Below are 24,107 nucleotides of genomic sequence, written 5' to 3'. Positions count from 1 at the left end.
TGCCTTGAGGTTCTGCATACCATTGTGTTTTTGGATCGAACCAAATGGCAATATTCCCACGATTAATGAGAGCTCGGTTATATGCGGGCCAATTGGTTGTGCGGTAGATTTTGTGTGTAGGCTTCTTCATTTGGAAATTATATTGCCGAAGGAGTCCTTAAGAACAGCTTTGTGCAACAAAGCCGCCGTCAATTGCCAGCAGCTCATTGCGCGTTAATCCGGCCCGACTGAGGTTCTGATACTTAGACAGCTCAGCACTGCAAAATTCTAAGTCTTGTTTAGCTTGTACTTTGTCCGTCATGGGTACCACCAATAAGAAAAGAAAAAACCCACTCAAGTCTCCAGAATTGAGTGGGGTTTCATGCGCCGTAATTCGTCCGGCAAATGTAATTATTTGTTAATGCAACATTAACAATAATGCTTTAAATTTCTATCAACTATTAATTTATTGTGATGAAAGTCATGAAATACACTTTTTTACTGATATTCTCCGTATTATTACTTACTGGAGGTGTCATTGGTTTTGGGCTTGGGATTTATACAAAGGATTCATTTTTCATGGCAATTGGAGCATTGTTAGTTGTGGCCTCAATCTTAACTTACATTGAATCAAAAAAAGCAAGACGTGATCCATTCCTATGAGTGGGCCTACTTAACTTCTTTCAAACAATCACGACATACTTTGATTTCTTCATCATCAACCGTGTAATCGATCTCAGTCGCACCATGTAGACCGAATAAGCAGAACAGGAAGTTAAACATATTCTTTTCCCTTAAAAAAAAGCCCGCTTAGCCTGGGTGGGCTAAACGGGCTGTAGTTACATCATCTCTTTTTGTTGTGAAGTTCTAAGAATGAACACAAGATACCAGCTACTCACCATAAGTAAGTATAAGAAATATATGCAGAATGTTTTAGCGTGTAATAATTAAGTTATATTTATTAATAACTTGATCATCATTTATTCAAAAAGATCACTTAATAATCAATCTTGCTTATCTGGCACGCCATGTAGGACTCGAACCTACAACCATTGGTATAGAAAACCCATGCTCTATCCAGTTGAGCTAATGGCGCAAAGGGAGGCGGCATTCAATTTAAACCACTACGAATAAAGAAAGCCGCCATTGGGTGCCCCGATATTGCTTTCACGGACATTTCTCGGGGCAATAAAAAAGCCCACCTTCCGATGAGCTTTTTAAATTAAATTCATTTTTATTATCCAGAAGGGGTATACTTCTTAAATATACACATCTTCAAATTAAACAAACAAGCTCATCAATATCGCTCTGTAAAGCACTTATTTGTTTTTGATTTGCCTGAGTAGACTTACCATAAATTGAATAACATTTCGACTGCAATGAACTTAAAGGACACCCCTCGTGATTAATAATTGAAGCTAGGGTATTTCCATCTTTAATATTTATAACCCTCTCATGGCTTTGTTGCACAAAGATTTCATAACTATTTGATTTTAAAAGTTTTGATTATTTTTTGATCCAAAATTAAATTTATTTAAATCAGATGCTTACATATTTATGCAACAAAGCCTTGCTAATAATAAAAAGCTGGATAAAGCGGAATAAGCCCAGTCCTGCCCAATACGCTTCTCTGGTATAGCGTTGAGTTTGATTAAACGCTTCGGCAATCTCCATACCTCGTTTTTTCAGCTCAATTTGTACCACCGGTAAGCCATTAACCAAGAGCGTGACATCAAAACGACTGGTACGCCCATTATGGTCACGATGATCAACCGTAATTTGATTAGTGACTTGATAGCGGTTTTTACTCGGATCATCCGATAAGAAAAAAATGTGTTTGCTTGTACCATCATCAAATTTGACAGGGAATTGATCACGAAGCTTTTTAGCACGTTCAAATACTGTGCCGTTGTTGAGAAAGCTAATGACCTGTTTCCACTCTGATTCAGACAGTGGTGATAGTTCGTTGGCTTTTTCGATTTGAGCTTTGAGGTTCGCCACAAGCTGAGCTTCATCCTTGATAATAACCCAGCCAAACCCTAAGCGTTCAAGTTGTGCTATGAGTTCATTTTCAAGTTGTGCTTCGCTTTGTGCTGTCATTTTTCCCCTCAATATTTATTACGCAGACCTTAAAATCACTATCAATTATTCAATTTTTCAAACTACTTCATTAAGTAGTCTCAGTACGACTTTTTATACATATTAATATATGTGTTATATGCTTCTTCACTGGTTATCTTTGCGACTTTTTGAGAGAAGTTATAAAGATTTTCTTTTGTATCAGCTCTATATTTTAAACTTTTCCTAACTGCAACAAATGCAATATCAAAATACTCATCTGGATGAACCCCATCATTCACTGCCTTCTTTATTGCCTCTCGTGCAATTTTTACTTGTGTATCATTTTCTATCAAAAAATCAGTATCTGATGCATAACTAGGGTTTATAATAAAACTCATAATGGCTAAAAATATATATTTTTTCATTTGATACTCTATGATTTACTTTAATCTCATTTTAGAAAAATAATTATTAAAAATTATAGTTCTTCCCAAAAAACAGAATTAGATTCTTTGTTTGTTAAGGATTTTGATGTGTCTAAAGGTATTGTTTCTTCATAATTAGCTATATTATTGGTATAAATGAATGCCTGCTTATTTTTATTCCACTTAATAGAATTAACGCCATTATAATTCCAAAATTCATGTATATCATAATGATTTCTTGACATAAACATTTCTTCGTAGAGTTGATAATTCTTCACTACATGATCAAATCCACCCATTTTATTTTGAAATAAAATATTTAAAGTTCCATAGTCATTTTCTTTAGAGTCATTACTAGGATAAATTCCTTTTACTAATTCACAAGTAACACTGTAGGATGTAATAGCATAATCTTCCAATCCATCCCCATTGATATCAGCAGTGCGAATAAAACCATTATCAAATATTAGTCTTGGCGATGAGCTACCAGCTTCAGATGCTTTTTCATAACAAGCATTGATAATTTCTTCTTGAACAACTTTTAAAACTTCTGCAGGAAGTGTATTTAAAGGTTCACTATTATTAATGATTGGCAATTTCGCAAATGATTGAGAGCAATAAATAGAAATAGCACTTAGAAGTAATATTTTTTTCAAAATCTTCCCCTGATAAAAATCAAATATAATGAGGGGGTGACTCCCCCCTAAAAGACAAAATATCTTACGACCTTACTTTTTACATACTTCTGCATTTGAGGATGAGAAATCTAGTTCAAAAGAGTTCGAGCTACCGCCTGAACCTGCAGATTGAGACCAAATACCGTAAGTGTTCTTTTTACCTTTTTTAGATAAGAGATAAACTTTATTAAAATTGTCAGGTCCCATTTGATTTTCACAAATTTTCTTATAAGTAATTCCAGCTTTCTTTAAAGAGTTAAATGGTGTGAAATCACAATTTTCATGAGTTGATCCAAAACATATACTTGAATCATTAGAATTTTTTGCCAAAACATACGGATAGAATTCGACCGAATCAACACCAAACTTTCCTTGAGCCTCTCCACGCAAGGTCACTAGCCATGGCATTTCATAGACACGTTTATCTAAGAAAGTGCTTTTTACACCATTTACGTTCCCACGATATATCGCTCTACGAGTTGAATAAATCGTTCCATCATCGTAGCGTTTAGCTTCTACGTACTTACTATCTAGCCATTTAAAACTGAGATCATTTGCATTTTTAGACCAATCCACTGTTTCGCCTACAGAGGGGATAAATTTCAATATAACTTGACCTAACTCTTGGGATGGCAAAGTTTGTAGGGATGCTGGACTTACACGAATTACATCAGCAGTTGAAATAACAGGTAAGGCTAAGAAACTAATTAATAAAAATTTTTTAAACATTATTTATTCACTTTAGACTATAAAAAAACAAGTTAGAATTAAGATAAGCAAATCAATTGAAACAGTGACTTTTCAACTGTCCCAAAATTTATGGAAGCAAATTTAGTGTGTGGTGTAGAACCACCACCCATCAATTTTCCTGTGTTATCAAAATGAAATATCGTAGATGTTCTAAATTGTGAATTACGGCAATCAATTAAATATCTTCTTGCACTATAAGAAGCACCATTAATTCGTCTAGGACTTTTATTGGTGTAATGTTCTTCAACCCAAATTGAATATTTCGACGCCCCTACAGACTCATATTTAGCTGTTCGATAAAACTCGCTCCCTGAATCTATATTCATACGAATCATCTTTTTAGGTTCTTTTGCAGAAGCACTGAGAGTGCATAGCAGCAACAATGACACCCCTATTAATATTTTTTTCAAAAACCCGCCCTCATTATTATTAAGATATTGATTATAAGGTAAATATCTATATTAAATATTCAACTTTAGATGAATTTTCATTTTTCAAATGATCTACATTTAACAGTACCTATATCTGACTGAACACAATCATCAGGCACTTCAGAACACACTACACCATACGTTGCGAAATAACATTTCTTTGGTATATAGCGCTGGCATACTGACACCGTAGTCATACAATCACTATCAGAACCACATTGACCAAATTTAGTCATTTGACCTGAGATACACTGATTGAGATTCCGATATTTATTGCCAAGGTTGCTTTGCTGTCCACACACACTATGCATATAAATTGGGATAAGTGATTTTTCTAGAACTTTTTGCCATTCGCCGTATATCGGTCTACTTTTTGAATCAATTTTAATTTCTCTATACATATTTGACTGACATCTAAAATCATAGAGATGTCGCTCGTAAAATTCTTCGGTAGACCAATATTTAGAGATATGAACTCTTGGCTCACCTTCAACTTTTGGAGGTACTTTATTTACAAAATATTTAACATTATCAAGATATAGAATCCTTTCTTTCTTGAATTCTGTGGCATAGAGAAAGGGCGAAATACTAAGAAACAGTAAAATTAAAAATTGACGCATTTTATATACCAAATAAAATATTAATTTTCTTTGTAATAGATCTGAGCATTTAAAGTCTTTAACTCAATTTGAGGTTTACCGTTATATTCACTCACTAATCCTTTAACACATAGATGTTGCCCTATAGGTGGTAAATCCTTCTTTTCTACTTCTCCCCAAATCACGATACTAAAATCATGATTTGGATATCTATCACCAAAATTGATAAAGGCTCCCTTGCGTGTCACTGCTTTTTGAGTAACCTTCCCACAAATTTCCTTATGTTTACCAACGTAAAATCTTGCAAATGATGTAGATACTTCTGGGAACCAACTTTGATCAAGCATATGTTCGACACCATCTGAATCAACATACAATTGATCGATAGACGACCTATTGTCATTTTTTAATATAAGTAATTCCTCTTTAAAAAAGTAAGCACTTCCAGCAAGGATCAATATTATAAAAATAATCCCTTTTAACTTCGTTTTTTTGTTAAAGCTCATTCAAACCATTCTCGATCATTTTCTTTAAAAGAATAACTTTAAAATTCAATCTCATAGATTATTATCACACAGATATCAGATATAACCCTCATTTATCAACATCTGATTTTTTACTTTTATCGCAACGTCATTTCTATTTGATTCAGCAACGTTGCTTTTTCAAGAATCAAACTTTCAACCGATTCAAACGTATGTTCAGGTGAATACCAATAAATACAGAGCCATCTTTCAGCTCCACCCTTATATTTTTCAGTCTTACAATCTAGATAACGTGAATCATCATGGCTTTGTAAAATTTCAAGTGCCTGTTCGTACAAAGCTTCAGAGAGATTAAGAATATAAGTCGTGACTGCAAATACCGTTTCACCATTCTTTTCATGAATATATAAAGTGGTATTACTTGTATTGTCCCATGAACGATTATAAAAACGGATCCCACCCCATGACTCATATTTGTTATAGGAGTCATAGTTATCAATCATGAGATTCAATTGCTGGCTGATTTTCTCAACAACTTCTTTGATGGTATTAGTCTTGAGCTTTTGTAACTCTTGAATTTCTTGGTAATGGTCAAAAATAAATTGGACACGATTCATATCTAAGTTCTGTATTTTGTAATAGCTTTCAAGATGAAGCAAAAATTCACGAGCAAATAGATTCCATTTATTCATAGGATGACTGAGCATCTGCTCTGCCAAGTTCGGACGTACTGCATTCACCAATTGTTGATAAGAAATACCATACCAATTCTGTGCCTCACTTTTACCCGAAATGCTCAGAATCAGACCTAAAGGGCTTTGTTGCACAAAGATTTCATAACTATATGATTTTAAAAGTTTTGATTATTTTTTGATCCAAAATTAAATTTATTTAAATCAGATGCTTACATATTTATGCAACAAAGCCCACTGCCGCTAACAATGGTGACCGGCGCTTGATCGGCATGCAGCACCTGCTGTTGCAGCACCACCTCTTTTAAAGCATTGGCCAAAGGTTCCAGTTCCACACCGCAGCGACCAATCCAGTCAGATAAGGTCTTTCTCTTGTTTCTAGAAAGACCATGCTATCAGACCATATTAGAACTTTACTAAGTCACCTTTTAATGCCACCCCTGCTAATGCCGTACCTTTCGCACATTGGTAAGTCGTGGTGCTACGTGTTTCATTGGACTTATAGAAACTCACCAGATTGGTCACCGCATTGGCGCCTTTGGCTTTGGCTGTATTTTGAAATTGAATCAATGCCGAACGAAGTACATGATCACATGAACTTTCCGCAGATTTGGCAAAACCATTGGTCTTTTTATTGGTCACTAAGCCTTTTTCAATCACCTTACCGCCCGACTTGGTTCCCGCCAAATAAAATTTTACTGAACCATCCAAAACCCCATCAGCAACAGCACGGCTTACAGCTTCTTGGAAATTGAAATCATGCATTTGGTCAGCTGCATGTGCTGATGTAAATGCAGCTAGCCCCAGAATAGCTGTGAAGCCAAATTGCTTAATATTCATAGTAATTGCTCTCTTATTTAATTTAACGTTTTTGAAAGTTGTGTAAATACCGAATTATCTAAACGTGCCTTCCATGCCATCGCATTTTTATGAATTTTATTACCACGTTGATCGAGATTACGGCTACCTGTAATTTGTGAACTGACTTGATTACCTGAGATGAGATAGGTTACTTGTAAATAATGGCTACGACGGGTTAAACCCGCAACTACCTTTGTCTGATCTGCCTGTTCAACTACCCAACCAGTGCGCGCATTTTGCCCAACACCAAGTCGAATATTGTTCACAATATCAGCCGCAGTCGCATATTTTGCTGTCATTAATTGCCGCTGCGGATAATCAGAAATTTTTACAGTACTACAAGCTGTTAATCCCAGCATACTCACTGCTGATAAGATATATAGTGTTTTTTTAAACCCCATTTTTTACCCTCTGTTTCAGTTATGGTCTATATTATTTTTGAAAATTAATGATGTATTAATGCCACCAAAGGCAAAATTATTCGTCATAATAATTTTTGCTGACATCGGGCGAATATCACCACAAATATAATCTAATTCCGCACACGCAGGGTCAATGTTATCTAAGTTTAAAGTTGGCACGAATTGATTACGTTGCATCATTTCAATGCTGAGCCATGCTTCAATTGCACCACATGCACCTAAAGTATGACCAAAATAGCTTTTTAATGAACTGATTGGCTTTTGACCCAATATACGCACAGTTGCTTGTGATTCAGCAATATCACCCTGATCAGTCGAAGTGCCATGTGCATTAACATAATCAATATCCGCAGCAGTAAGCTGTGCATCTTTCAGTGCCAATTGCATACAGCGTCCCATCATCTCAGAATCAGGTCGCGTCACATGCTGACCATCAGTATTGCTGCCATACCCCACAATCTCGGCATAAATGGTCGCCCCACGTGCTTGCGCATGTTCATACTCTTCTAAAATCAAACAACCTGCGCCTTCACCCACCACCAAACCATCTCGGCTTGCATCAAATGGACGTGGGGTTTTCTCTGGATGGTCATTTTGCACACTGGTCGCCAATAGCACATCGAACACGGCTGAACCCGCTGCACTGAGCTCTTCTGCCCCGCCTGCAATCATCACGGTTTGCTTGCCATATTTGATTGCTTCATAAGCCTGACCAATCGCCATGGAACCCGAAGTACAGGCACTTGAGGTCGGCAGCGTTAAACCTTTTAGCCCAAAATACACCGTCATATTGACTGCACTGGTATGCGACATCATACGAATATAGGTTGTCGCATTCAGTTGGCTCATATTGTGCTCAATCAACATGGCACCAAACTCACGCACAGCATCCACACTGCCCGCAGAGGAACCAAAGGCCACACCTGCATCACCACTTTTTAAGATATCCGCATGCAGTAAACCTGCATCTTCCAATGCCTTTTCAGCACATACTGTAGACATTAAAGCAACACGCCCCATGCCACGGGTCACTTTACGGTTAAAATGCTTCGGTACAGTAAATGACTCCACTGGGCCAGCCAACTTACTGCGTAAATCAGGATAAATTTCCCAGTCAGGCATATAGCGAATACCGCTTTTGCCTTGTGCAAACTGCTCAAAAATTTGTTCTGCGGTTTCACCCAAAGAGGTAATCCCAGACATGCCTGTTACGACAACACGTTTCATTAGATCAAGCCTCCATTGACTGAAATCACTTGACGAGTGATATAACTGGCATCATCACTACATAAAAACTTCACCGCTTTTGCGACTTCTTCTACCTGTCCCATGCGTTGCATCGGGATCATTTTCAAGGCGTGTTCTTTAACTTCTTCGTTCACCATTTCGGTTTCAATCAAGCCCGGAGCAACACAGTTCACCGTAATTTTGCGTTTGGCCAATTCCAGTGCCAATGCTTTAGTCGCTCCAATCAAGCCTGCTTTGGCAGCGCTATAGTTCACCTGACCACGATTCCCCATGATTCCAGATACTGAAGACAAGGTCACAATACGTCCACCCTTTTTCAAGCGAATCATCGGCATCATCAGGGGTTTCAGCACATTATAAAAACCGTTCAGAGAGGTCGAGACCACATCATCCCAATCTTCATCGGTCAATGCTGGGAAAGCACCATCACGGGTTAGTCCTGCATTCAACACAGCGCCGTAAAAAGCACCATGCTGGGCTATATCTTGCTCCAAAATGGCAGCAATCTTTTCACGCTCATTCACATCGAACATCAGTACATGACTCGCCTGTCCAAGCGCTTGGATCTCCTGAGCCACTGCTTCGGCCTCAGACTGTCTTGAGCGGGCATGGACCGTGACATCAAAGCCTGCCTTTGCCAACTCTAAAGCGATCGCTTTACCTATTCCACGACTCGAACCCGTGACTAAAACTCTTCTGTTCACACTAATTTTCCAATGATTTCATTCATATTTTCAGGCTCAAATACGCTCAACATAGCGCTGAACCGATGTTCTTGATATTCAATTTCACAATTAAACTGCCCCAAACCTTCGTGCAGATAACTTTGTTCGACCCGAATCTGCACGGTTGTACCCAAACTAAAATAGGCACAGGGTAACTGCATTTTACGCGTTCCCAATAAAAAGCCAATTTTCGGTGGCCAACCCTTGGTTTGCCCTTTATAGCCTGCATAGGCACTAATGGTCTGCGCCATCAGCTCAATACTGCTCCATGTGGGCAAGCCATTTGGCTCACAAAACATCAAATCAGCTGTGATATGAAGTTCTGCAATCGCAAATGTATCATTGGCTTCAATCAAATGACTCACGAAAACCATCGGTTTCGCATGTGGAATAAACTGTACTGCGTCCATCATGACAAAACCGTCCCGAAAATTAAACTGATGTTGCTCCCACCAAAAGCAAAAGAATTACTCATCGCATAGCGAATCGGTGCAGCTAAATGCGGTGTAAACACATAATTTTGCCCAGCCAAAGCATCGTCCAATTCACCTGCATGATGCAGCGGCAACCAAGATTGATCTAATAAAACCTGCTGGCAAATAAAGGCTTCGATTGCACCCGCCGCCCCCAGACAATGTCCCGTTTTATGTTTGGTGCTACTAAGTGCAACTGGATAATCTGCAAAAACAGTCTGCACCGCCTTAATCTCCATCACATCATTTTGCGGTGTAGAAGTCCCATGCAAATTTAAATACCCAATATCGCCTGCTTCAAGCTGTGCCATATCTAAAGCTTTTTGCATCGCCTCCGCAGCCCCTCGTCCTTCTGGATGCGGTGCTGAAATATGCCATGCATCCATTGACTCACCACTCGACAGCAACATCACAGCTGCAGGTGCTTTGGACAGTAAAAATAGTCCTGCAGCTTCGCCAATATTGATGCCGTCACGGTTGGCACCACAGGGCTGACAAATTCCGCTCGATAAGCTTTCTAAACTATCAAAACCATTTAAAGTCAGCTTGCACAAGGTATCGACTCCACCGACTAAGACAGCATCGGCCAGATCTGCATTCAGCAGACGTTGCCCCGCCGCCAGCGCTTTAGCTGCCGAGGAGCAAGCGGTAGAAATGGTATAGGCAGGCCCTTCCCAGCCCAAATACTGTTGTAAGGCTTTCGCTAAACTGCCCATTTCTTGCTTTTGGTGCTGTACAGACTGCGGTACAGACTGTTGAAACTGGACTTTTAAGACAGGCTCATTATCTGCGATGCCTGAGGTTGACGTGCCGATAATCACAGCAAGACGTTGTTTAGCAAACTGTGCTGTATAAGCATGAATTTCAGTTTCAATGTGCGCCAAAGCCGTCAGGGCAAAGCGTAGATTCCGTGAATCTGCACTGCTCAAGCTTTCAGGCACTGCTTGAACCAAGGCTTGATCCGATGCACCGACCCAGACCGAACGCCCCGCGATCAAATCCTCTCGTTGTGACAAAGTATTTTCTGTGCTTGTTAAGGCATGCTGAAGCTCAGTGGCATTTTGCCCCAAAGCCGACAGCGCCACACTGAACTGAATACCCATGGCTGAAACATGCTGTAGATTTTTAGTCATGATGGTCACCTTGATCATCTTCTAAAGTATTGCTCACCGTGCTGATCACCATTTGATAAGGCACTTGCAGATTATCCAGTTCAATTGCTCCTTCATTTTGCTGAATTTTCAACACGGGTTGCTGCTGTATATAAATGGTATCGTCTTTCTGCACGACAGCATTTTGAGCAGTATGTAAGGCAGCAAAATTTGGATAAGTGGCATACAGAATATCACGCACCACATAATCAAAAGGCAACCGTTTCATTGGATCAATCCGCTGTTCAACTTCGACCTTTTGACCATCAAAACTGAGTTTAAACAACTGTTGCCCTGTGAGGCTGAGCGCTAACATATCAAGCGACTGCCCCCGTTGTTGCTGATACAGTAAAAAGCTGAAACTCTGGGTTTTCCACTGCACTTCGATTTGATCTTGACGTTGATAATTTTGCGCAGCCCACTGCGGGGTCGCGAGTCCCTGCGCCTTGGGAATCCAGCTTTGGCAGGCACTACAGAGCAGAGCACTGGCTAAAACCCAACTGACGGTTTTCAAACGCAGCTTAAGTTTCATCAGTCAACGACTCTTTTTGCGGTTGTTCTTCTCGGCAATATTCGGCCAAAGTGCTCAAGCGTTGCTTGGCATTACGATGAATCGGGTTGCTTGCATCCCACGCATAACCTGCCAGTAAGGAAGCAATCATACGGCGGATTTTTTCATCCTGATGAGTGGAGAACACCACATCCTGAAACTCCCCCGAATACCATGACTCGACATAGGCACGAAATACTTGAATGCCTTTACGTAGTGGCTTTTCATATTGCTCCATCCAGTCTACTGCCTGACCTTGCAGCACTTGCTCGACCAATGGTACGGCTAGACTGGACGATTTCAAAGCAATAGTCACTCCCGAAGAAAAGACAGGATCAAGGAACTCACCGGCATTGCCCAGTAGTGCATAGTTGTTGGAAGCCAAATGTTTCACATCGGCAGAGTAGCCCACCAAAGTACGGACAGAAGTATCATGTTTGGCGTGACGCAGTACATGTGACAAACTGGCATCATCGGCTAAAATACGTTTCTGCAAGGCCTCAAGGTCATAATCTGCACTGCCGTCATAACCATATTTTTCAAAGAAATCTTGCTCCGCCACGATGCCAAATGAAGAGCGCCCATCAGCAAAGGGAATCAGCCAATACCACGCACGATGATCTTTTTCATGCACAGTAATTAAAATTTTCTCACGGTCAAACTCAGGGTCATCCAACAAACCATCTTCAATATGGGTAAAGACTGCACGGCGCACAGGAAAGTCCGACGGGCTTTCTAAGTCGAGAAACTTCGGCAAAATACGGCCAAAACCACTGGCATCTAACAGGAACTTGCCTTGAATTTGGTAGCTGTTGCCTTGCTCATCTTTGACCGTCAAAATCGGCTGTGTGGATGTGACATCGACGGCCAAGACTTCATGGCCAAAACGGATGTCCGCGCCCATTTTTTCGGCTTGCTGTGCCAAAAGCTGGTCAAAGTTGGCACGTCGGACCTGCCATGTAGTGCCTGGGCCTTCACTAAATTTTTGGGTAAAGTCATAAAAACTACGCTGTCTGCCTCTTAAAAAAGCCGCGCCATTTTTAAACTGAAAGGCATATTCGTCGGCATGTGCACGCACCGTTTCCAATAAACCCGCTTCTTCTAAAAACACCATACACTGCGGCAATAAAGACTCGCCGATGGAAAAACGCGGAAAATATTGCTTTTCAATGACCGTGACTTGGTAACCTTTTTGGCGCAACAAAGCTGCAGCCGAGCTGCCTGATGGTCCCGCCCCAATAATTAAAACATCTGTCTGTTGCATGGTGCTCATTGCACTGTACCCTTTGACTCAGCTCTTTGGCTGATATTGTTGAACCACCACATGTTTTGCATCGGAGGATGTAAAAAGTGTGGCATAAATAAATGAAAAAATAACGCCCAGCAACACTGTTAAGCCAAAACTGTGAATGGCATAGGTATGACTAAAGGACAGCAAACCAAAACTAAAAAACGTCGACATCATGCACAGGAATAAAGCCATCCCCACCACCTGCGGATGATCATGTCCGTGGCGGTAGAAAATCGCATAGTCCACCCCAATCCCAATGATTAGGAAGGTACCCATAATGCTGAATAAATTAATCTCGACACCCAGCCATGCTTGAATCGCAAACGTGGTCATTAAGGCCATGCTGACAGGCAACACCAAAGGCAGAATGGATTTTTTGCCATATAGTGTCCCTAAGCCAATGGCTAAAATCACCAAAGCGCTGAGTAATAGCCACTGTGCCTGCTCACGGTGCTGTTTAAACAATTCAGACAGTTGATGAACGGGACGTAACAGTTGTACATCAGCATTCTCAAGCTGCTGTACGGCTTTGACATCATGCACATTTTGCAGCATCACCAAACGTTGTGTCGGACTCATCTGCAGAAAATGCAGAGGATGATCTTTAATGACTGCTTCGGTCAACAACGGTTGGTCTTTTAAATGGGCTTGCCAGTTTAAAACATCCGCTGCGTTGAGCTGTAGCGCTTGCGCATATTTCACTAAAGCTGGCTTGGGAATCGCCTGCAACATCGCGATATTGTGCTTCTGCTGCTCAAGCGAGGGAATCCACTGCCCTAAAGCTTGTACAGCATCCAACTTGCCAGCCTGTTGTAAGGGCGCAAGCTCTGCCAGTAGTTGCTGTTCGCGCTGCTCCAACTCTGCTGGGGTTCTGCCCTGTACCACAAAGTATTCACTGCTTTGCTGTTGCATAAAACGCGAACGAATATATTGATCTTCCTGCTTTAAGGTGGCATCCATACTTTGTAAATTACGGATGTCATCATTGCTTTTCAGCAAGGCGAGACTACTACCCATCACCAGTAGAATCAGTGCAATCATGCCATAACGCAGCGTATTTCGACTCTGCACATAACTGCGTGCTTTGCCAATAAAGCCCAAAGCACGTATCGCAGGTTCCGCATTCAGCGCAGGCAAACGTGGCAACAATAAAATACTGGTCACCCATGCGGCGCTCAGTCCAACCATGGAAAAGACCGCAATCTGCTTAAAACCCGGAAATGGGGTAAAACTCAGCACTACATAAGCCAACAATGTAGTCATCAAACCCACAAATAGGCTTGGCAATAATGGTTTTAAAACTGCAAATCCATCCACCTGTCGGTGCTGAGACTGCATGGCCATAAAGTAAAATGAAAAATCGACACAAACCCCTATCAGACTGGCGCCAAAGACCAGTGTCATCAGGTGAATTTCACCGAAAACCCAATACGTCACCGCAAAGGCCACCAGACTGCCGGTACCTACTGCAACCATTTCCGTCAGCATCGGGCGTATCGAACGGAAGCCAAACCAGACCAGTAGTAATATTCCGATGGTCGAACCCACGCCAATAGTCGAGATTTCCTCTTTGGCAGAATTGGTGCCAAACTGTGCAAACAATAACGTGCCTGTCCAGTGCGGTTTAACCTGCAACTGGTTGAGCTGCCGATTGATATTCTGAATAAATGCAGCAGTCTGCTCTTGGTAGGCAATGTTATAGGGACTGCTATTGAGCTGAAGCACCATCAGGCGCGAGATGCCCTGCTCATCACGAATGGTCGCAAAGCCCTGCTCTAAATTGATATCGGCATTATTTTGTAAGGCACTTAAACCCACTGCATAACGGGGAAACAGCAGCAAGGGATCTTGCTTGAGAATTTCAGCCGTGATTGGCATGCCCGGACTCATCAGTTGTAATAAGCCTTGCTCTGTCAGTGCGACATCATCCTGCTCCTGCACAATCTGTTGATCTGTCTTGGATAACAACCCCGCCTTATGTTGATACAGCGCTTGGGCAAATTGATCAGGATCAAGCTGCGGACGAACGGGTAAAAACAGCTGACTTTGGTCGGCTTGGGTTTTGAGTACTTGCGTTGCCTGTTCTAATTGCTGATCTGTTTTGGCATCCAACACCACAAAAACTTTGTCATTTAACTGTCGACTGACATATTGCTGTGCTTGTTCCAGATGAGCATCTTGATGGGCCTCAGGCAACAAAGCAAAAATATTGGTCTCAATCTTAATGCCTTTATTCAGCCAAGCCACGCCCAGTGCCAAAGCAATGACACACAACAGCAACAACCACAGGGCGCTAAATTTATTTTGCCAATTGGAAAAGCGCATTTTCCGCAGCCGTTAAAGTTTGAGGTTGAGCCGTTTGCTGGCTAAAACGAATGATGGTGCGATTATTGGCTTGTTCCAAAATCGTAATACGGTCCACATAACGCTGACCTTGCGCATCGACTTGGACAAAAAGCTTTTTAAATAGACTGCTTTTCGGCGTTAAGCTGACATTCCACTGCGTCGGACTGTAATTGGCAGACACCACGTTAAAGTTTTTAGCGAGTGCCGCTTCATTGCCCGACATCAACTGCAAAAACATCGTCGCTACAGAGCCATAAGGAGTCTTATCGACTTCAATTTGACTGGACGTGCGCTGCGTCTTTTGTACCAGCTTACGCGGTGTCACCACCAAATCGGCTTTGACTGGACTTTGAATCTGCCACAGCACCCCTTGGTTTTTGCTGAACAGCACCGTGCCTTTGGACACATAGGTTTTATTCAGAGCGGCCAGTTTTTTCTGCTGCTCAAATTGGGCACGCACCACAGGCGTTGCACCGAGCTGAGCAAACACCTGTTTCAATTCAGTATTTTGTGCATTCACTGCGGGAGCAAGCACAGTCATCATACTGGCTGTACACGCAACCAAAATCGGCTTAAAAAATTTGTATCGAATCATGCTTGCATTACTCCGCTTTAAATTCAGGCCATGCATTTAAACAGTCCAGCAACACCTGTGGTGACTGGAAGCACATTTCACGTTTTTCAATATGTACCGCCACTTGCGAGGTATAACCCTTGGTCAGCTTTCTGCCTGAAACTGCATCGAAAATCAGATATTCGATTTTTAAGCGATTTTCCCATTCTTTCAAAACGGCGCGCACACGAATTTTTTGCTCAAACTCAATGCCTTGTACATAACGCACATGACTTTCAATCACTGGCCATGCATAGCCCGAGTCACGCATTTGGTTATAGTTATAGTGAAATTGATCCAGCAATTTGCAGCGTGCAATTTCAAAATATTTTAAATAATGCCCGTGCCACACCACATTCATGGTGTCGACATCATGAAAAGGCACTTCAATGATTACATCAGCATGCATGCTCATTTCCTATGAATATTGAACAGCAATGCTGTCTAACAGTTCTAAATCCTCAAAGCGATGAACCAATGCCTGAAGCTCTTGTTGCAAAGGACGATCTTCCACTACATAGGTGAAGCTCTGAAGCACCCAGTGTTGAAATGCTGTTAAAACAGGGCTGAGTTCTGTATCTACCCCTTTGAGTTTGACCGCCTGAACCGCTGCACAGCTGAGTGCCGCAATCACTTGTTCAGTCAGGGTAATCACTCGACTGGCATCACGCGCAGCAATGGTACCCATACTGACTTTGTCTTGATTATGACATTCGGTTGAGCGTGAGAAAATCGACGCAGCGAGGGTTTGTTTCAAGGCTTCTGCTGTCCATGCCGAAACCCCAATTTGCACCGCTTTAAAGCCATGATTCAACGGCAAACGCTCAGGGCTTGAACCGGTTAAATTGCGCGGCAAACCATTGTTCATTTTATAGTCGACCAACTGCGCAAACTGACGATCCATCAAGTCAGCAATATTCGCGATCATAATTTTCAGGCTGTCCATGGCTTGGGCAATATGTCCGCCATAGAAATGTCCACCATGCAGTACCCGCAGGTTCACTGGGTCAATCAATGGGTTGTCGTTACTTGAATTCAGCTCATTTTCAATAAACTGACGCAGCCAGACTTTAGAATCTTCAAACACCCCAATCACATGCGGTGCACAGCGCAGTGAATAACGGTCTTGCAGGCGCGAACTTTGGTGTTCGGTCTGCACGTCACTGTTTAACCAGTCACGTAACTGAGCTGCAATATGTTGTTGTCCCGGATGTGGTTTCTGCGCAAACAAGACTTCATCAAAATGGCTTGGATTCCCTTCTAAAGCCAAAACATTCAGGGCGGTAATCAAAGTACTGGCAAAAGAAATCTGTTCGGCTTTTTTATAATTCAAACAGGCAATCGCGGTCATAACCGCTGTACCATTCATCAGGGCTAAACCTTCTTTAGGACGCATCACCAAAGGCTCCAAACCTTTTTCGGCATACACTTGTGCAATCGGTACGATCTGGTCTTGATAGTACACATCGCGCTCACCGACCAAGGCCCCAGCAATATAAGACAAAGGCGTCAAGTCACCACTGGCACCCACCGAACCTTCTGAGGGAATCACCGGAATGACATCTTCATTCAGCATCCAGACCAAACGCTGTAACAAGGCATGCGAAACACCCGAATAGCCGCGCGCCAATGAACATAAACGCACCACCACGACAGCACGTGCGGTAATTAAGTCTAAGTTTTGTCCCATGCCACAGCCATGAAAACGCGACAAATGTAGTGGTAGCTCATGCACTTGATGGGCCGGAATTTCAACCAAGCACGAGTCTCCATAACCCGTGGTCACGCCATAAATGACGCCTTCGTCTTGCAACAGCTGATCGAGGAAATCTGCGCCACGTTGAATCAATGCTGTCCATTCAGCAGAGGCAGGCAATGCCACCTGTTTTTCTTTACGCGCTACAGCCACAACATCTTCAATACTGAGCGGAGTTTCCCCAACAATTAACACAAGACTTATCCTTTATTCCAAAAATTATAAAAATTAAACCATTGAAAGGGCGCGCGTATGCAATGCTGTTCCAAAAGTTCCACATACTGTCGTGTGGTCTGCTGCATGGCCTGTAAACGCTCTTTACGTGGCCAATTTAACTGCTCCGCCACTGGGTGAATATGCACTTCAAAATGTGTATCAACTCGATAGCAAAACACTGCCAGCACAGGAGCTTTCAACAAACTGGCCAAAATCCATGCACCTTGTGGCCACAGCGCCTGCTCACCTAAAAACGCAACCGATTGTACCCGATCTGACTGCACAGGTACGCGGTCTGCAGCCACAATCACCCATTCACCTTGATCCAACCTATCCTGTAAAATCAGTGCTGTTTCAATTCCCAACTCATCCACCGAAACCAAATTGACATCGGCATGTTCATTCAGCTTTTTTAAAAACTCATTGAATTTGGTGGCATGTTTTTGATAGACCAACACATTAATTCTCTGCGGATGCTCTGCTTTGACGGCACGAAGCAATTCAATATTGCCAAAGTGTGACACCACAATCACCGCACCTTTTTGATAGTGCGAACGAAAATGCGCATGACCATGCAGCTTTAAGTTCTGCTCAGGAATATGCCCGAGCCAGCCCTCAATTTTATCTAAAATACATTCGCCAAATTGCATCAAATGCGTATAGCTATGCCAAAGCTGCGGCTCAGCCTGAAACGGTGACTGTGCACCTGCAAAATGATGCAGTTTTTTTAAGTACAACAGAGAAGCCTGACGCGCGGTATTGGAAAAGAGCCAGTACCATAAAATCACAAAGTACAAGATGACCCGACACAGCCAGCGCCCACCCAAACGGTAGAAACCCAGCATCAGCATCAGCGGCAACATCCCGCCCCGCTCTTTCACGGCGCTCCATTTCTGCATATGCTTCTCTGACCGCCTTAGCCTTTAACTTTCTGATAAATCAGTTTGGGGAACCGCAGCAGCATGCCACCTAACAAGCGACTATGCGCGCGCGCCATGCCCAAATTGTCACGCCAAACATCAAAATGTGAAATGCCACCTTCAGGGTAAACGACATGCGTGGGCAAATTGATAAACGGCACATTATCCCATTTCAAACGCACCAAAATTTCCGAGTCAAAGCCCATCCGCGGTTGAAACTTGGCTGTATTTAGAATGTTCACCGTCTGCGCCAAAGGATAAACACGAAAGCCACACATGCTGTCTTTAATGTCAAAAGACAGACTGTTAATCCACACCCAAATATGGGTTGCATAACGTCCATAGAGACGTTTTTTTGGAACAGTCGCATCAAAGATCGGCTGACCAATAATCATGGCTTCGGGATGCTGGATAGAGGTGTCTAAAAAGCGTTGCACATCCTGCCAATCATGTTGTCCATCCGCATCCAGTTGCAAAGCATGGCTATAGCCACATTGAAAGGCATGCTTGAGACCCGTGATCACCGCCTGCCCCTTCCCTTGATTGTGGGTATGTTCAACCAAATCGACCCTTGGGTAGTCCTGCTCAAGCTGATGTAACACTGTTGTACAATCAGCATCACTGCCATCATTCACCATAATAATGGGTAACTCAAAAGCGCTTAAATGTGACAGTAACGCAGCCAAATAATGCGGATGGTTATACACAGGAATCACAAAGCAGTGTTTCATTTTTGTCTCTCGGCTTAAACGTCTACAGGGACAGCAAACAGCAAACGTCCTGATGCCAATATTTTGTCATGATTTTTCAGCTCAAAACTGATCTTATGTGCTTTACGGCTGAGCACCAGTTCCAGCGTTTGATAGGGTTGGATCAGTCCTTGAAATTTTAACTGCTCAAAACCATTGCACCACAGTAAATCTGCCCAGTTTTGTTTGGCAAAATGTTGAATAAATCCAATTTGCCCTACGCCCGGATAAATCGGGAAGTTCGGAAAATGCCCTTTAAAGCATTCCAGCTCAGGCACAAACTCCAAAGCATAAGTGATCTGCATATCCTGTGACTGCTGTGTCAATACCACAGGCAGAGTCATCGGCTGAAAGAGTGATTTTAAATACTGTTTGTTCAGCTTCGATTGTGCATTTTGTGGCATTTGCGTTAAAAACCGCCACTGCCGCGGAATCGCGATACTTTCCAATTTCAGTTGTAAGTGTTTTTTCAGCTGTGCGGTAAAGGCAGCTTTACCCTTTTCAATGAGCAGCGCCCTTGCATCATCCGTTAACACTGCCACCACCGCCAACATCTGACGCTGTTCTTTTTCATGAATTAAAACATGGCACTGCTGTATTTCTGCCAACTCAGCGATTTTTGCTTCAATCGCATCGAGACTTAACCGCTTTTCTTCGAGTTTGACAATGCGGTCCAAACGCCCCAACAACTGAAACGAACTTTTGGGATTATCTGCATCCATAACCTGCACTTTATCTCCCGTCAGAATCCAATCCTCGCTATAGGCATGGTTGGTTTTAACGGCTAACTCTTGCTGCTCGGCGCAGTTAATTTCGACATTGGCAAAGGGTGTCCATAGTGCATCATCCGCCTGACGGTGAGCAATCCCGCCTGTTTCAGAACTACCAAACACTTCAGTAATCGGACGGTTCAGCAAAGGACGCACGCCTGCATCCAACTTTCCACCAGAGGAATAGACCCGATGGCAGTCTTGCAACACTACATCTATGGTCCAGCGCTTCAACAATGCAGGACTTGAAATCAGGTAATTGGGCAGTTGCAGATGGGCAATTTTCTTTTGAAGATCGACCACATCTTCAGGGAAAGCCTGTTGTTTTTGATAGAAACTGCGTCCACTGGCTAAGGGCCACAACAACTTAAACAACAAACCATAAATATGTTGATGACTCACCGTGGCAATCGCAACTGCCCGCTCAGGCAAATCAAAACTGGCTTCCAAACCACAGACTTCATTGAACAATTGTTGCAAGGTGCGCGGAATCTTTTTCGGCTGCCCTGTTGAACCCGAAGTATAGAAATACAGCTGTGCCTGATTGAGAAAGGCAGCATCAAATTGAAGCTCAAAGGTTGACGCGGCTGTCGACGGCAAACGTTTTAAAAAATAAATCTGCTGTTCAGCCAATTCTTTTTCTAAGTCGCTGACCCGATGCGGCGGCAACAGCACTTGCTTAGCTGCTTGCAAGGCTGCAAACAACAATACCAAAAACTCATAACTGTCTTGTTCCCAAAGCGCCCATACTGGCTGTTCCAACTGCTGAATTTGCGTAGCCTGCTCAGCTACATCCAACCAAAAAGTGTGAAAGGACACAAAACTTGAGTCCGCCTGAATACACAAGGGACGCGATGAATGGAGATGGTGTTGAAAATGACAAGACATAAAATTTGTTTTTAAAAACCGTATTTCTAATCGCTATAGTTCGAGGCCACTGTTTCAGTTGCCCTGACGGAAATGCTGTTATTTCTGTGCCTGATGCAGTCGTTGCTGGCGTTTACGCAACACAAACTCACCCAGTAACAGTCCACCCATCAAGACATAAGAGATCAAGCCGTTATACATCACCCAAATTTTCATCGGTGCAAAGAAAACAGTGATCAGGGCAATGACCGCATTGATGCAAAAAAAACCACACCAAACTTTGGTCACTTGACGGGTCCATTCGACTCCTTCTTCTGGCAGATTAGGCTCTGCCAAACGTGCAAAACGCTCAATCATTGAAGGCGGTCGAATCAAGGTGCTGGCAAAAATAAACAGCGCCCCAAGACTCATAAAGACAGGATAGAGTTTAAGCCACGCATGATCTTTTAAAATCAAACTCAGCCCGCCACATAAAATGGCAAAACCTGTCAATGGCCACAGCAGGGCATTGCCCTTACTCAAGAGACGTAAAATGCCCAGTACAATCAATACCGCACTGCCCCAGACATACTGTCCATGTGCCAAAGCATAAGCGACAAAAAAAGGATAGAGGATCAAACCGATCCCTGCTACCCCTTTTAAGATGTTGTTCATGCAACTGACATATTCTGAATCACGACCACCACATCTTGAATGGTGCGCACATTTTTAAAATCTTCAGGGTTGACTTGTTTGCCTGTCAACTCTTTAATTTTTACCACCAAATCAATGGCATCAATACTGTCAACATCGAGGTCTGAAGCTAGGTTTGACTCTAATTGCACATCTTCAGGCGCAATTTCAAACAACTCTTCCATCCATTCACGTAATTTTTCTAACACGGTTTCTTGTGCAAGCATAGCAACCTCTTATGCTGTTTTCTGTGCTTCAACCAAAGCCACTAAGCTTTGAATTGATTTAAAATGTTCTTTGGTTTCTGCAGACTCTGCATTCAAATGAATGCCATAACGTTTTTTCAATGCCAAGCCTAATTCAAGGGCATCAATCGAGTCCAAACCTAGACCATCGCCAAACAAAGGCGCGTCTGTATCAATGTCTTCAATACTGATGTCTTCAAGGGCAAGGACATCAATAATCATTTGCTTTAATTCATCAGCAAGATTCGTCATTTAGGGATAACTCTTGGTTAAAAAACCATTGTAATTGTTGATTTAATTGACGTACATTTTTTGGATTAACCGTTACGTCATCCAATACGTCTTCCACTTGGATCGCATCCAAGACTTTTACATGGATATGAAAAGGCTGTTCTGGAATGTGATACCATTTTTCGTTTTTGGTGAGTGTCGAGGGCGTACAGCTAATTAGCACAGGCCGAATCGGTACCCCTGCCCTTAGTGCAATATTGGCTGCGCCGCGCTGAAACTCGTTCAACTGCTCACCTTTTGCTGTTCTTGTTCCCTCAGGAAAGATCAACAAGGACGCGGCATGATCCTGCTGCAATTTGTGTACACAGTCCTGAATAAATTGTTCAGAACCCGCATTTAAAATATAGCCCGCACTTTGCACAGGACCTTTGGTAAATGGATTTGACCACAGTGCCTGCTTAACGACACAGTTTGCTTGCTCCATTAAACCAATTAAAACCACCACGTCAATCAGTGTCGGATGATTGGCAATCACCAACTCCTGTTGACTGTTTTTTAATTTCTCTAAACCTTCAACCGTATAAGTCATAATGCCCAGTTTCACCATCATTTCGGTGAAACCTTTAAAACTGTGTTTAATCACCTTTTGAGTGCGCTGTTTTCGGACATCCAGATCAGACGAACTCAGCTTAACCAGAGGGGCAACCAAACCGCCAATCGCCACACCGCCTAAGCCAAAGCTGGCAAAGCTAAATCCTGTCGCCCCAACCCGCCATGCATAGTTGGCTTTTTGCTTGATTCGATTTAATTTCAGCATTTCGTCCACGCTTCAGATTCAGTTTGCTCAGGATTAATCCAAAACGTGTTAAATGCTAAAGCTTGCTGATAGGCTGGCGTTGCATTCGTATGCTTTGGCATCAATATCAAATTTGCAGGCGCTAATGAAATCATCGCTGCCATCGCAAAAGCAGAAAATGGCTGATGCTCGATATACATTTCAGGCAAGGCTTCATCATAATACACCAGCAAAACCTGACAGGCTTCTGGCCTTGTTTTTAACCATGCATAAGCTTCAATCAACCCATCATTCCACGAACCTGCCAAACTGGTCGCAGGTGTCGCATCCTGACATAAAATAGAATATAAGCCTGAAATTGCATTATGTACCGAGGTTGAAAATTGAGTCGGTGAAGGCGTTTGCCCTCTCAAGACATCTTCTAATATATTCAGCGTTTTGGCTTCATCACCATATTGCGACACCCAAACAATATAATCGACATTGCAGGCATCTAAAGCTTGTATGGCACAATTCAAAGCCAGTTTTGCCAGACGAGACAAACGTCGGCGTTGCATCGCAGGAATGTATTCTATAGCTGATAACTTTTGATCAATCGAACTTAGATTTAAGTGGGATACGTGGAGTTGCATCATCGTGATCAGTGTTTAAAAAATTGACAAATTATCAGGTTCGCAATTATAGCACCGTGTCAAATTTTTCACAAAATTTAACAGAACTACGTTGTTTTCAAAAAGGCTTTGTTGCACAAAGATTTCATAACTATATGATTTTAAAAGTTTTGATTATTTTTTGATCCAACATTAACCTGAATCGCGGATAAGAAATTGACTTGAAAAATAAGAGGACTAGAGCCATCAGTTGAGTTACCACACCAAACTCACAACTCTAGTCCTGATGTTCAATAGTACCGAATTATTCTGCGTAATTGATGATTTTTTTCTTAAATTTGAATCAACTTATTGGGAGTTTCTCAAACAAAACTGTGGTTCCTTAAGAATCAGAACTGCTCAACTCACAATTTCAGAAATCTGCTTTATTGCCATTTGGTACAAATGCTCTCATTTCAATAATTTCAAAGCCTTTTTCACCTGGTTAAAAGAAGA

General features: G+C 42.2%; 28 protein-coding genes, 1 tRNA gene and 4 pseudogenes. 1 reads left to right on the top strand and 32 read right to left on the bottom strand.

Annotation, left to right across the window (positions count from 1 at the left end; genetic code table 11):
• The 32 genes and pseudogenes from FTU54_RS13040 to FTU54_RS12885 form a co-directional block, all read right to left on the bottom strand.
• Positions 1-130: pseudogene (locus tag FTU54_RS13040) on the bottom strand (IS5/IS1182 family transposase); the annotation flags it as partial.
• A gap of 27 nt (positions 131-157) precedes the next feature.
• On the bottom strand, positions 158-301 hold the full coding sequence (locus tag FTU54_RS13035; RefSeq protein ID WP_168400310.1) for a hypothetical protein: 144 nt from the start codon (positions 299-301) through the stop codon (positions 158-160).
• 697 nt (positions 302-998) lie between these two features.
• Positions 999-1,075 (bottom strand) — tRNA-Arg (locus FTU54_RS13030).
• Between the two features lie 449 nt (positions 1,076-1,524).
• A pseudogene (locus FTU54_RS13025) lies at positions 1,525-2,079 on the bottom strand (type I restriction endonuclease); the annotation flags it as partial.
• 80 nt (positions 2,080-2,159) lie between these two features.
• Positions 2,160-2,465: a hypothetical protein gene (locus tag FTU54_RS13020; RefSeq protein WP_168384507.1), complete on the bottom strand. Its 306-nt coding sequence runs from the start codon at positions 2,463-2,465 to the stop codon at positions 2,160-2,162.
• Between the two features lie 53 nt (positions 2,466-2,518).
• Positions 2,519-3,121 (bottom strand): hypothetical protein, encoded by a 603-nt coding sequence (locus tag FTU54_RS13015; RefSeq protein WP_168384508.1) that lies wholly within the window; start codon positions 3,119-3,121, stop codon positions 2,519-2,521.
• 72 nt (positions 3,122-3,193) lie between these two features.
• Positions 3,194-3,871 (bottom strand): hypothetical protein, encoded by a 678-nt coding sequence (locus FTU54_RS13010; protein WP_168384509.1) that lies wholly within the window; start codon positions 3,869-3,871, stop codon positions 3,194-3,196.
• Positions 3,872-3,909: 38 nt separating this feature from the next.
• Positions 3,910-4,302, bottom strand: coding sequence for a surface-adhesin E family protein (locus tag FTU54_RS13005; protein ID WP_168384510.1), 393 nt, complete (start codon positions 4,300-4,302; stop codon positions 3,910-3,912).
• A 77-nt stretch (positions 4,303-4,379) separates the two neighbouring features.
• The gene (locus FTU54_RS13000; protein WP_168384511.1) at positions 4,380-4,943 is read right to left on the bottom strand and encodes a hypothetical protein; all 564 of its coding nucleotides are present in this window, start codon (positions 4,941-4,943) and stop codon (positions 4,380-4,382) included.
• A gap of 20 nt (positions 4,944-4,963) precedes the next feature.
• The gene (locus FTU54_RS12995; RefSeq protein WP_168384512.1) at positions 4,964-5,428 is read right to left on the bottom strand and encodes a hypothetical protein; all 465 of its coding nucleotides are present in this window, start codon (positions 5,426-5,428) and stop codon (positions 4,964-4,966) included.
• Positions 5,429-5,544: 116 nt separating this feature from the next.
• Complete coding sequence (locus FTU54_RS12990; protein ID WP_228278810.1) at positions 5,545-6,234, bottom strand: hypothetical protein; 690 nt, start codon at positions 6,232-6,234, stop codon at positions 5,545-5,547.
• Positions 6,235-6,344: 110 nt separating this feature from the next.
• Positions 6,345-6,470 (bottom strand): annotated as a pseudogene (locus FTU54_RS12985) (transposase); the annotation flags it as partial.
• A 34-nt stretch (positions 6,471-6,504) separates the two neighbouring features.
• Positions 6,505-6,939: a hypothetical protein gene (locus tag FTU54_RS12980; RefSeq protein ID WP_005090826.1), complete on the bottom strand. Its 435-nt coding sequence runs from the start codon at positions 6,937-6,939 to the stop codon at positions 6,505-6,507.
• A 17-nt stretch (positions 6,940-6,956) separates the two neighbouring features.
• Positions 6,957-7,361, bottom strand: coding sequence for a hypothetical protein (locus FTU54_RS12975; protein ID WP_070154006.1), 405 nt, complete (start codon positions 7,359-7,361; stop codon positions 6,957-6,959).
• A 15-nt stretch (positions 7,362-7,376) separates the two neighbouring features.
• On the bottom strand, positions 7,377-8,609 hold the full coding sequence (locus FTU54_RS12970) for a beta-ketoacyl-ACP synthase (protein WP_168400311.1): 1,233 nt from the start codon (positions 8,607-8,609) through the stop codon (positions 7,377-7,379).
• On the bottom strand, positions 8,609-9,334 hold the full coding sequence (locus tag FTU54_RS12965) for a 3-ketoacyl-ACP reductase FabG2 (RefSeq protein ID WP_168400312.1): 726 nt from the start codon (positions 9,332-9,334) through the stop codon (positions 8,609-8,611). Before FTU54_RS12965 ends, FTU54_RS12970 begins: the two co-directional genes overlap by 1 nt.
• Complete coding sequence (locus FTU54_RS12960; protein WP_068909341.1) at positions 9,331-9,768, bottom strand: 3-hydroxylacyl-ACP dehydratase; 438 nt, start codon at positions 9,766-9,768, stop codon at positions 9,331-9,333. Before FTU54_RS12960 ends, FTU54_RS12965 begins: the two co-directional genes overlap by 4 nt.
• A complete protein-coding gene (locus FTU54_RS12955) occupies positions 9,765-10,961 on the bottom strand; it encodes a beta-ketoacyl-[acyl-carrier-protein] synthase family protein (protein WP_168369540.1) in 1,197 nt (398 codons plus the stop codon). The genes FTU54_RS12960 and FTU54_RS12955 overlap by 4 nt, the downstream gene beginning before the upstream one ends.
• Positions 10,954-11,511 carry a DUF3261 domain-containing protein gene (locus tag FTU54_RS12950; protein ID WP_168369541.1) on the bottom strand — a complete coding sequence of 186 codons (558 nt, stop codon included), beginning with the start codon at positions 11,509-11,511 and terminating at the stop codon, positions 10,954-10,956. Before FTU54_RS12950 ends, FTU54_RS12955 begins: the two co-directional genes overlap by 8 nt.
• Positions 11,501-12,802 carry an NAD(P)/FAD-dependent oxidoreductase gene (locus FTU54_RS12945; RefSeq protein WP_168369542.1) on the bottom strand — a complete coding sequence of 434 codons (1,302 nt, stop codon included), beginning with the start codon at positions 12,800-12,802 and terminating at the stop codon, positions 11,501-11,503. Before FTU54_RS12945 ends, FTU54_RS12950 begins: the two co-directional genes overlap by 11 nt.
• Before the next feature lie 18 nt (positions 12,803-12,820).
• Positions 12,821-15,145 carry an MMPL family transporter gene (locus FTU54_RS12940; RefSeq protein WP_168369543.1) on the bottom strand — a complete coding sequence of 775 codons (2,325 nt, stop codon included), beginning with the start codon at positions 15,143-15,145 and terminating at the stop codon, positions 12,821-12,823.
• The gene (locus FTU54_RS12935; RefSeq protein ID WP_168369544.1) at positions 15,120-15,761 is read right to left on the bottom strand and encodes an outer membrane lipoprotein carrier protein LolA; all 642 of its coding nucleotides are present in this window, start codon (positions 15,759-15,761) and stop codon (positions 15,120-15,122) included. Before FTU54_RS12935 ends, FTU54_RS12940 begins: the two co-directional genes overlap by 26 nt.
• Positions 15,762-15,768: 7 nt before the next feature.
• Positions 15,769-16,188, bottom strand: a complete 420-nt coding sequence (locus FTU54_RS12930; protein ID WP_005012597.1) for a thioesterase family protein — start codon at positions 16,186-16,188, stop codon at positions 15,769-15,771.
• A 9-nt stretch (positions 16,189-16,197) separates the two neighbouring features.
• Positions 16,198-17,730 carry a histidine ammonia-lyase gene (gene hutH, locus FTU54_RS12925; RefSeq protein ID WP_168369545.1) on the bottom strand — a complete coding sequence of 511 codons (1,533 nt, stop codon included), beginning with the start codon at positions 17,728-17,730 and terminating at the stop codon, positions 16,198-16,200.
• Between the two features lie 5 nt (positions 17,731-17,735).
• On the bottom strand, positions 17,736-18,650 hold the full coding sequence (locus FTU54_RS12920; RefSeq protein ID WP_168369546.1) for an acyltransferase: 915 nt from the start codon (positions 18,648-18,650) through the stop codon (positions 17,736-17,738).
• A gap of 17 nt (positions 18,651-18,667) precedes the next feature.
• Positions 18,668-19,402, bottom strand: a complete 735-nt coding sequence (locus FTU54_RS12915; protein ID WP_168369547.1) for a glycosyltransferase family 2 protein — start codon at positions 19,400-19,402, stop codon at positions 18,668-18,670.
• A gap of 14 nt (positions 19,403-19,416) precedes the next feature.
• Positions 19,417-21,078, bottom strand: coding sequence for an AMP-binding protein (locus tag FTU54_RS12910; RefSeq protein WP_168400313.1), 1,662 nt, complete (start codon positions 21,076-21,078; stop codon positions 19,417-19,419).
• Positions 21,079-21,156: 78 nt separating this feature from the next.
• Positions 21,157-21,711 carry a septation protein IspZ gene (locus FTU54_RS12905; RefSeq protein WP_075166722.1) on the bottom strand — a complete coding sequence of 185 codons (555 nt, stop codon included), beginning with the start codon at positions 21,709-21,711 and terminating at the stop codon, positions 21,157-21,159.
• Entirely contained in the window at positions 21,708-21,956 is a 249-nt protein-coding gene (locus FTU54_RS12900) for an acyl carrier protein (RefSeq protein WP_005090852.1), read from the bottom strand. The genes FTU54_RS12905 and FTU54_RS12900 overlap by 4 nt, the downstream gene beginning before the upstream one ends.
• A 9-nt stretch (positions 21,957-21,965) precedes the next feature.
• Positions 21,966-22,226 carry a phosphopantetheine-binding protein gene (locus tag FTU54_RS12895; RefSeq protein ID WP_005090854.1) on the bottom strand — a complete coding sequence of 87 codons (261 nt, stop codon included), beginning with the start codon at positions 22,224-22,226 and terminating at the stop codon, positions 21,966-21,968.
• A complete protein-coding gene (locus FTU54_RS12890) occupies positions 22,210-23,022 on the bottom strand; it encodes a 1-acyl-sn-glycerol-3-phosphate acyltransferase (protein ID WP_005090856.1) in 813 nt (270 codons plus the stop codon). Before FTU54_RS12890 ends, FTU54_RS12895 begins: the two co-directional genes overlap by 17 nt.
• Complete coding sequence (locus FTU54_RS12885; RefSeq protein ID WP_168400314.1) at positions 23,016-23,636, bottom strand: beta-ketoacyl synthase chain length factor; 621 nt, start codon at positions 23,634-23,636, stop codon at positions 23,016-23,018. Before FTU54_RS12885 ends, FTU54_RS12890 begins: the two co-directional genes overlap by 7 nt.
• A gap of 262 nt (positions 23,637-23,898) precedes the next feature.
• Here FTU54_RS12885 and FTU54_RS12880 point away from each other — a divergent pair.
• Positions 23,899-24,107, top strand: a pseudogene (locus FTU54_RS12880) (IS982 family transposase); the annotation flags it as partial.

The organism is Acinetobacter sp. YH12116 (assembly GCF_013418895.1).
GTDB lineage: Bacteria > Pseudomonadota > Gammaproteobacteria > Pseudomonadales > Moraxellaceae > Acinetobacter > Acinetobacter indicus.
The sequence above is the reverse complement of the archived record's forward strand: the minus strand, read 5'-3'. Positions and strand labels throughout refer to the sequence as shown.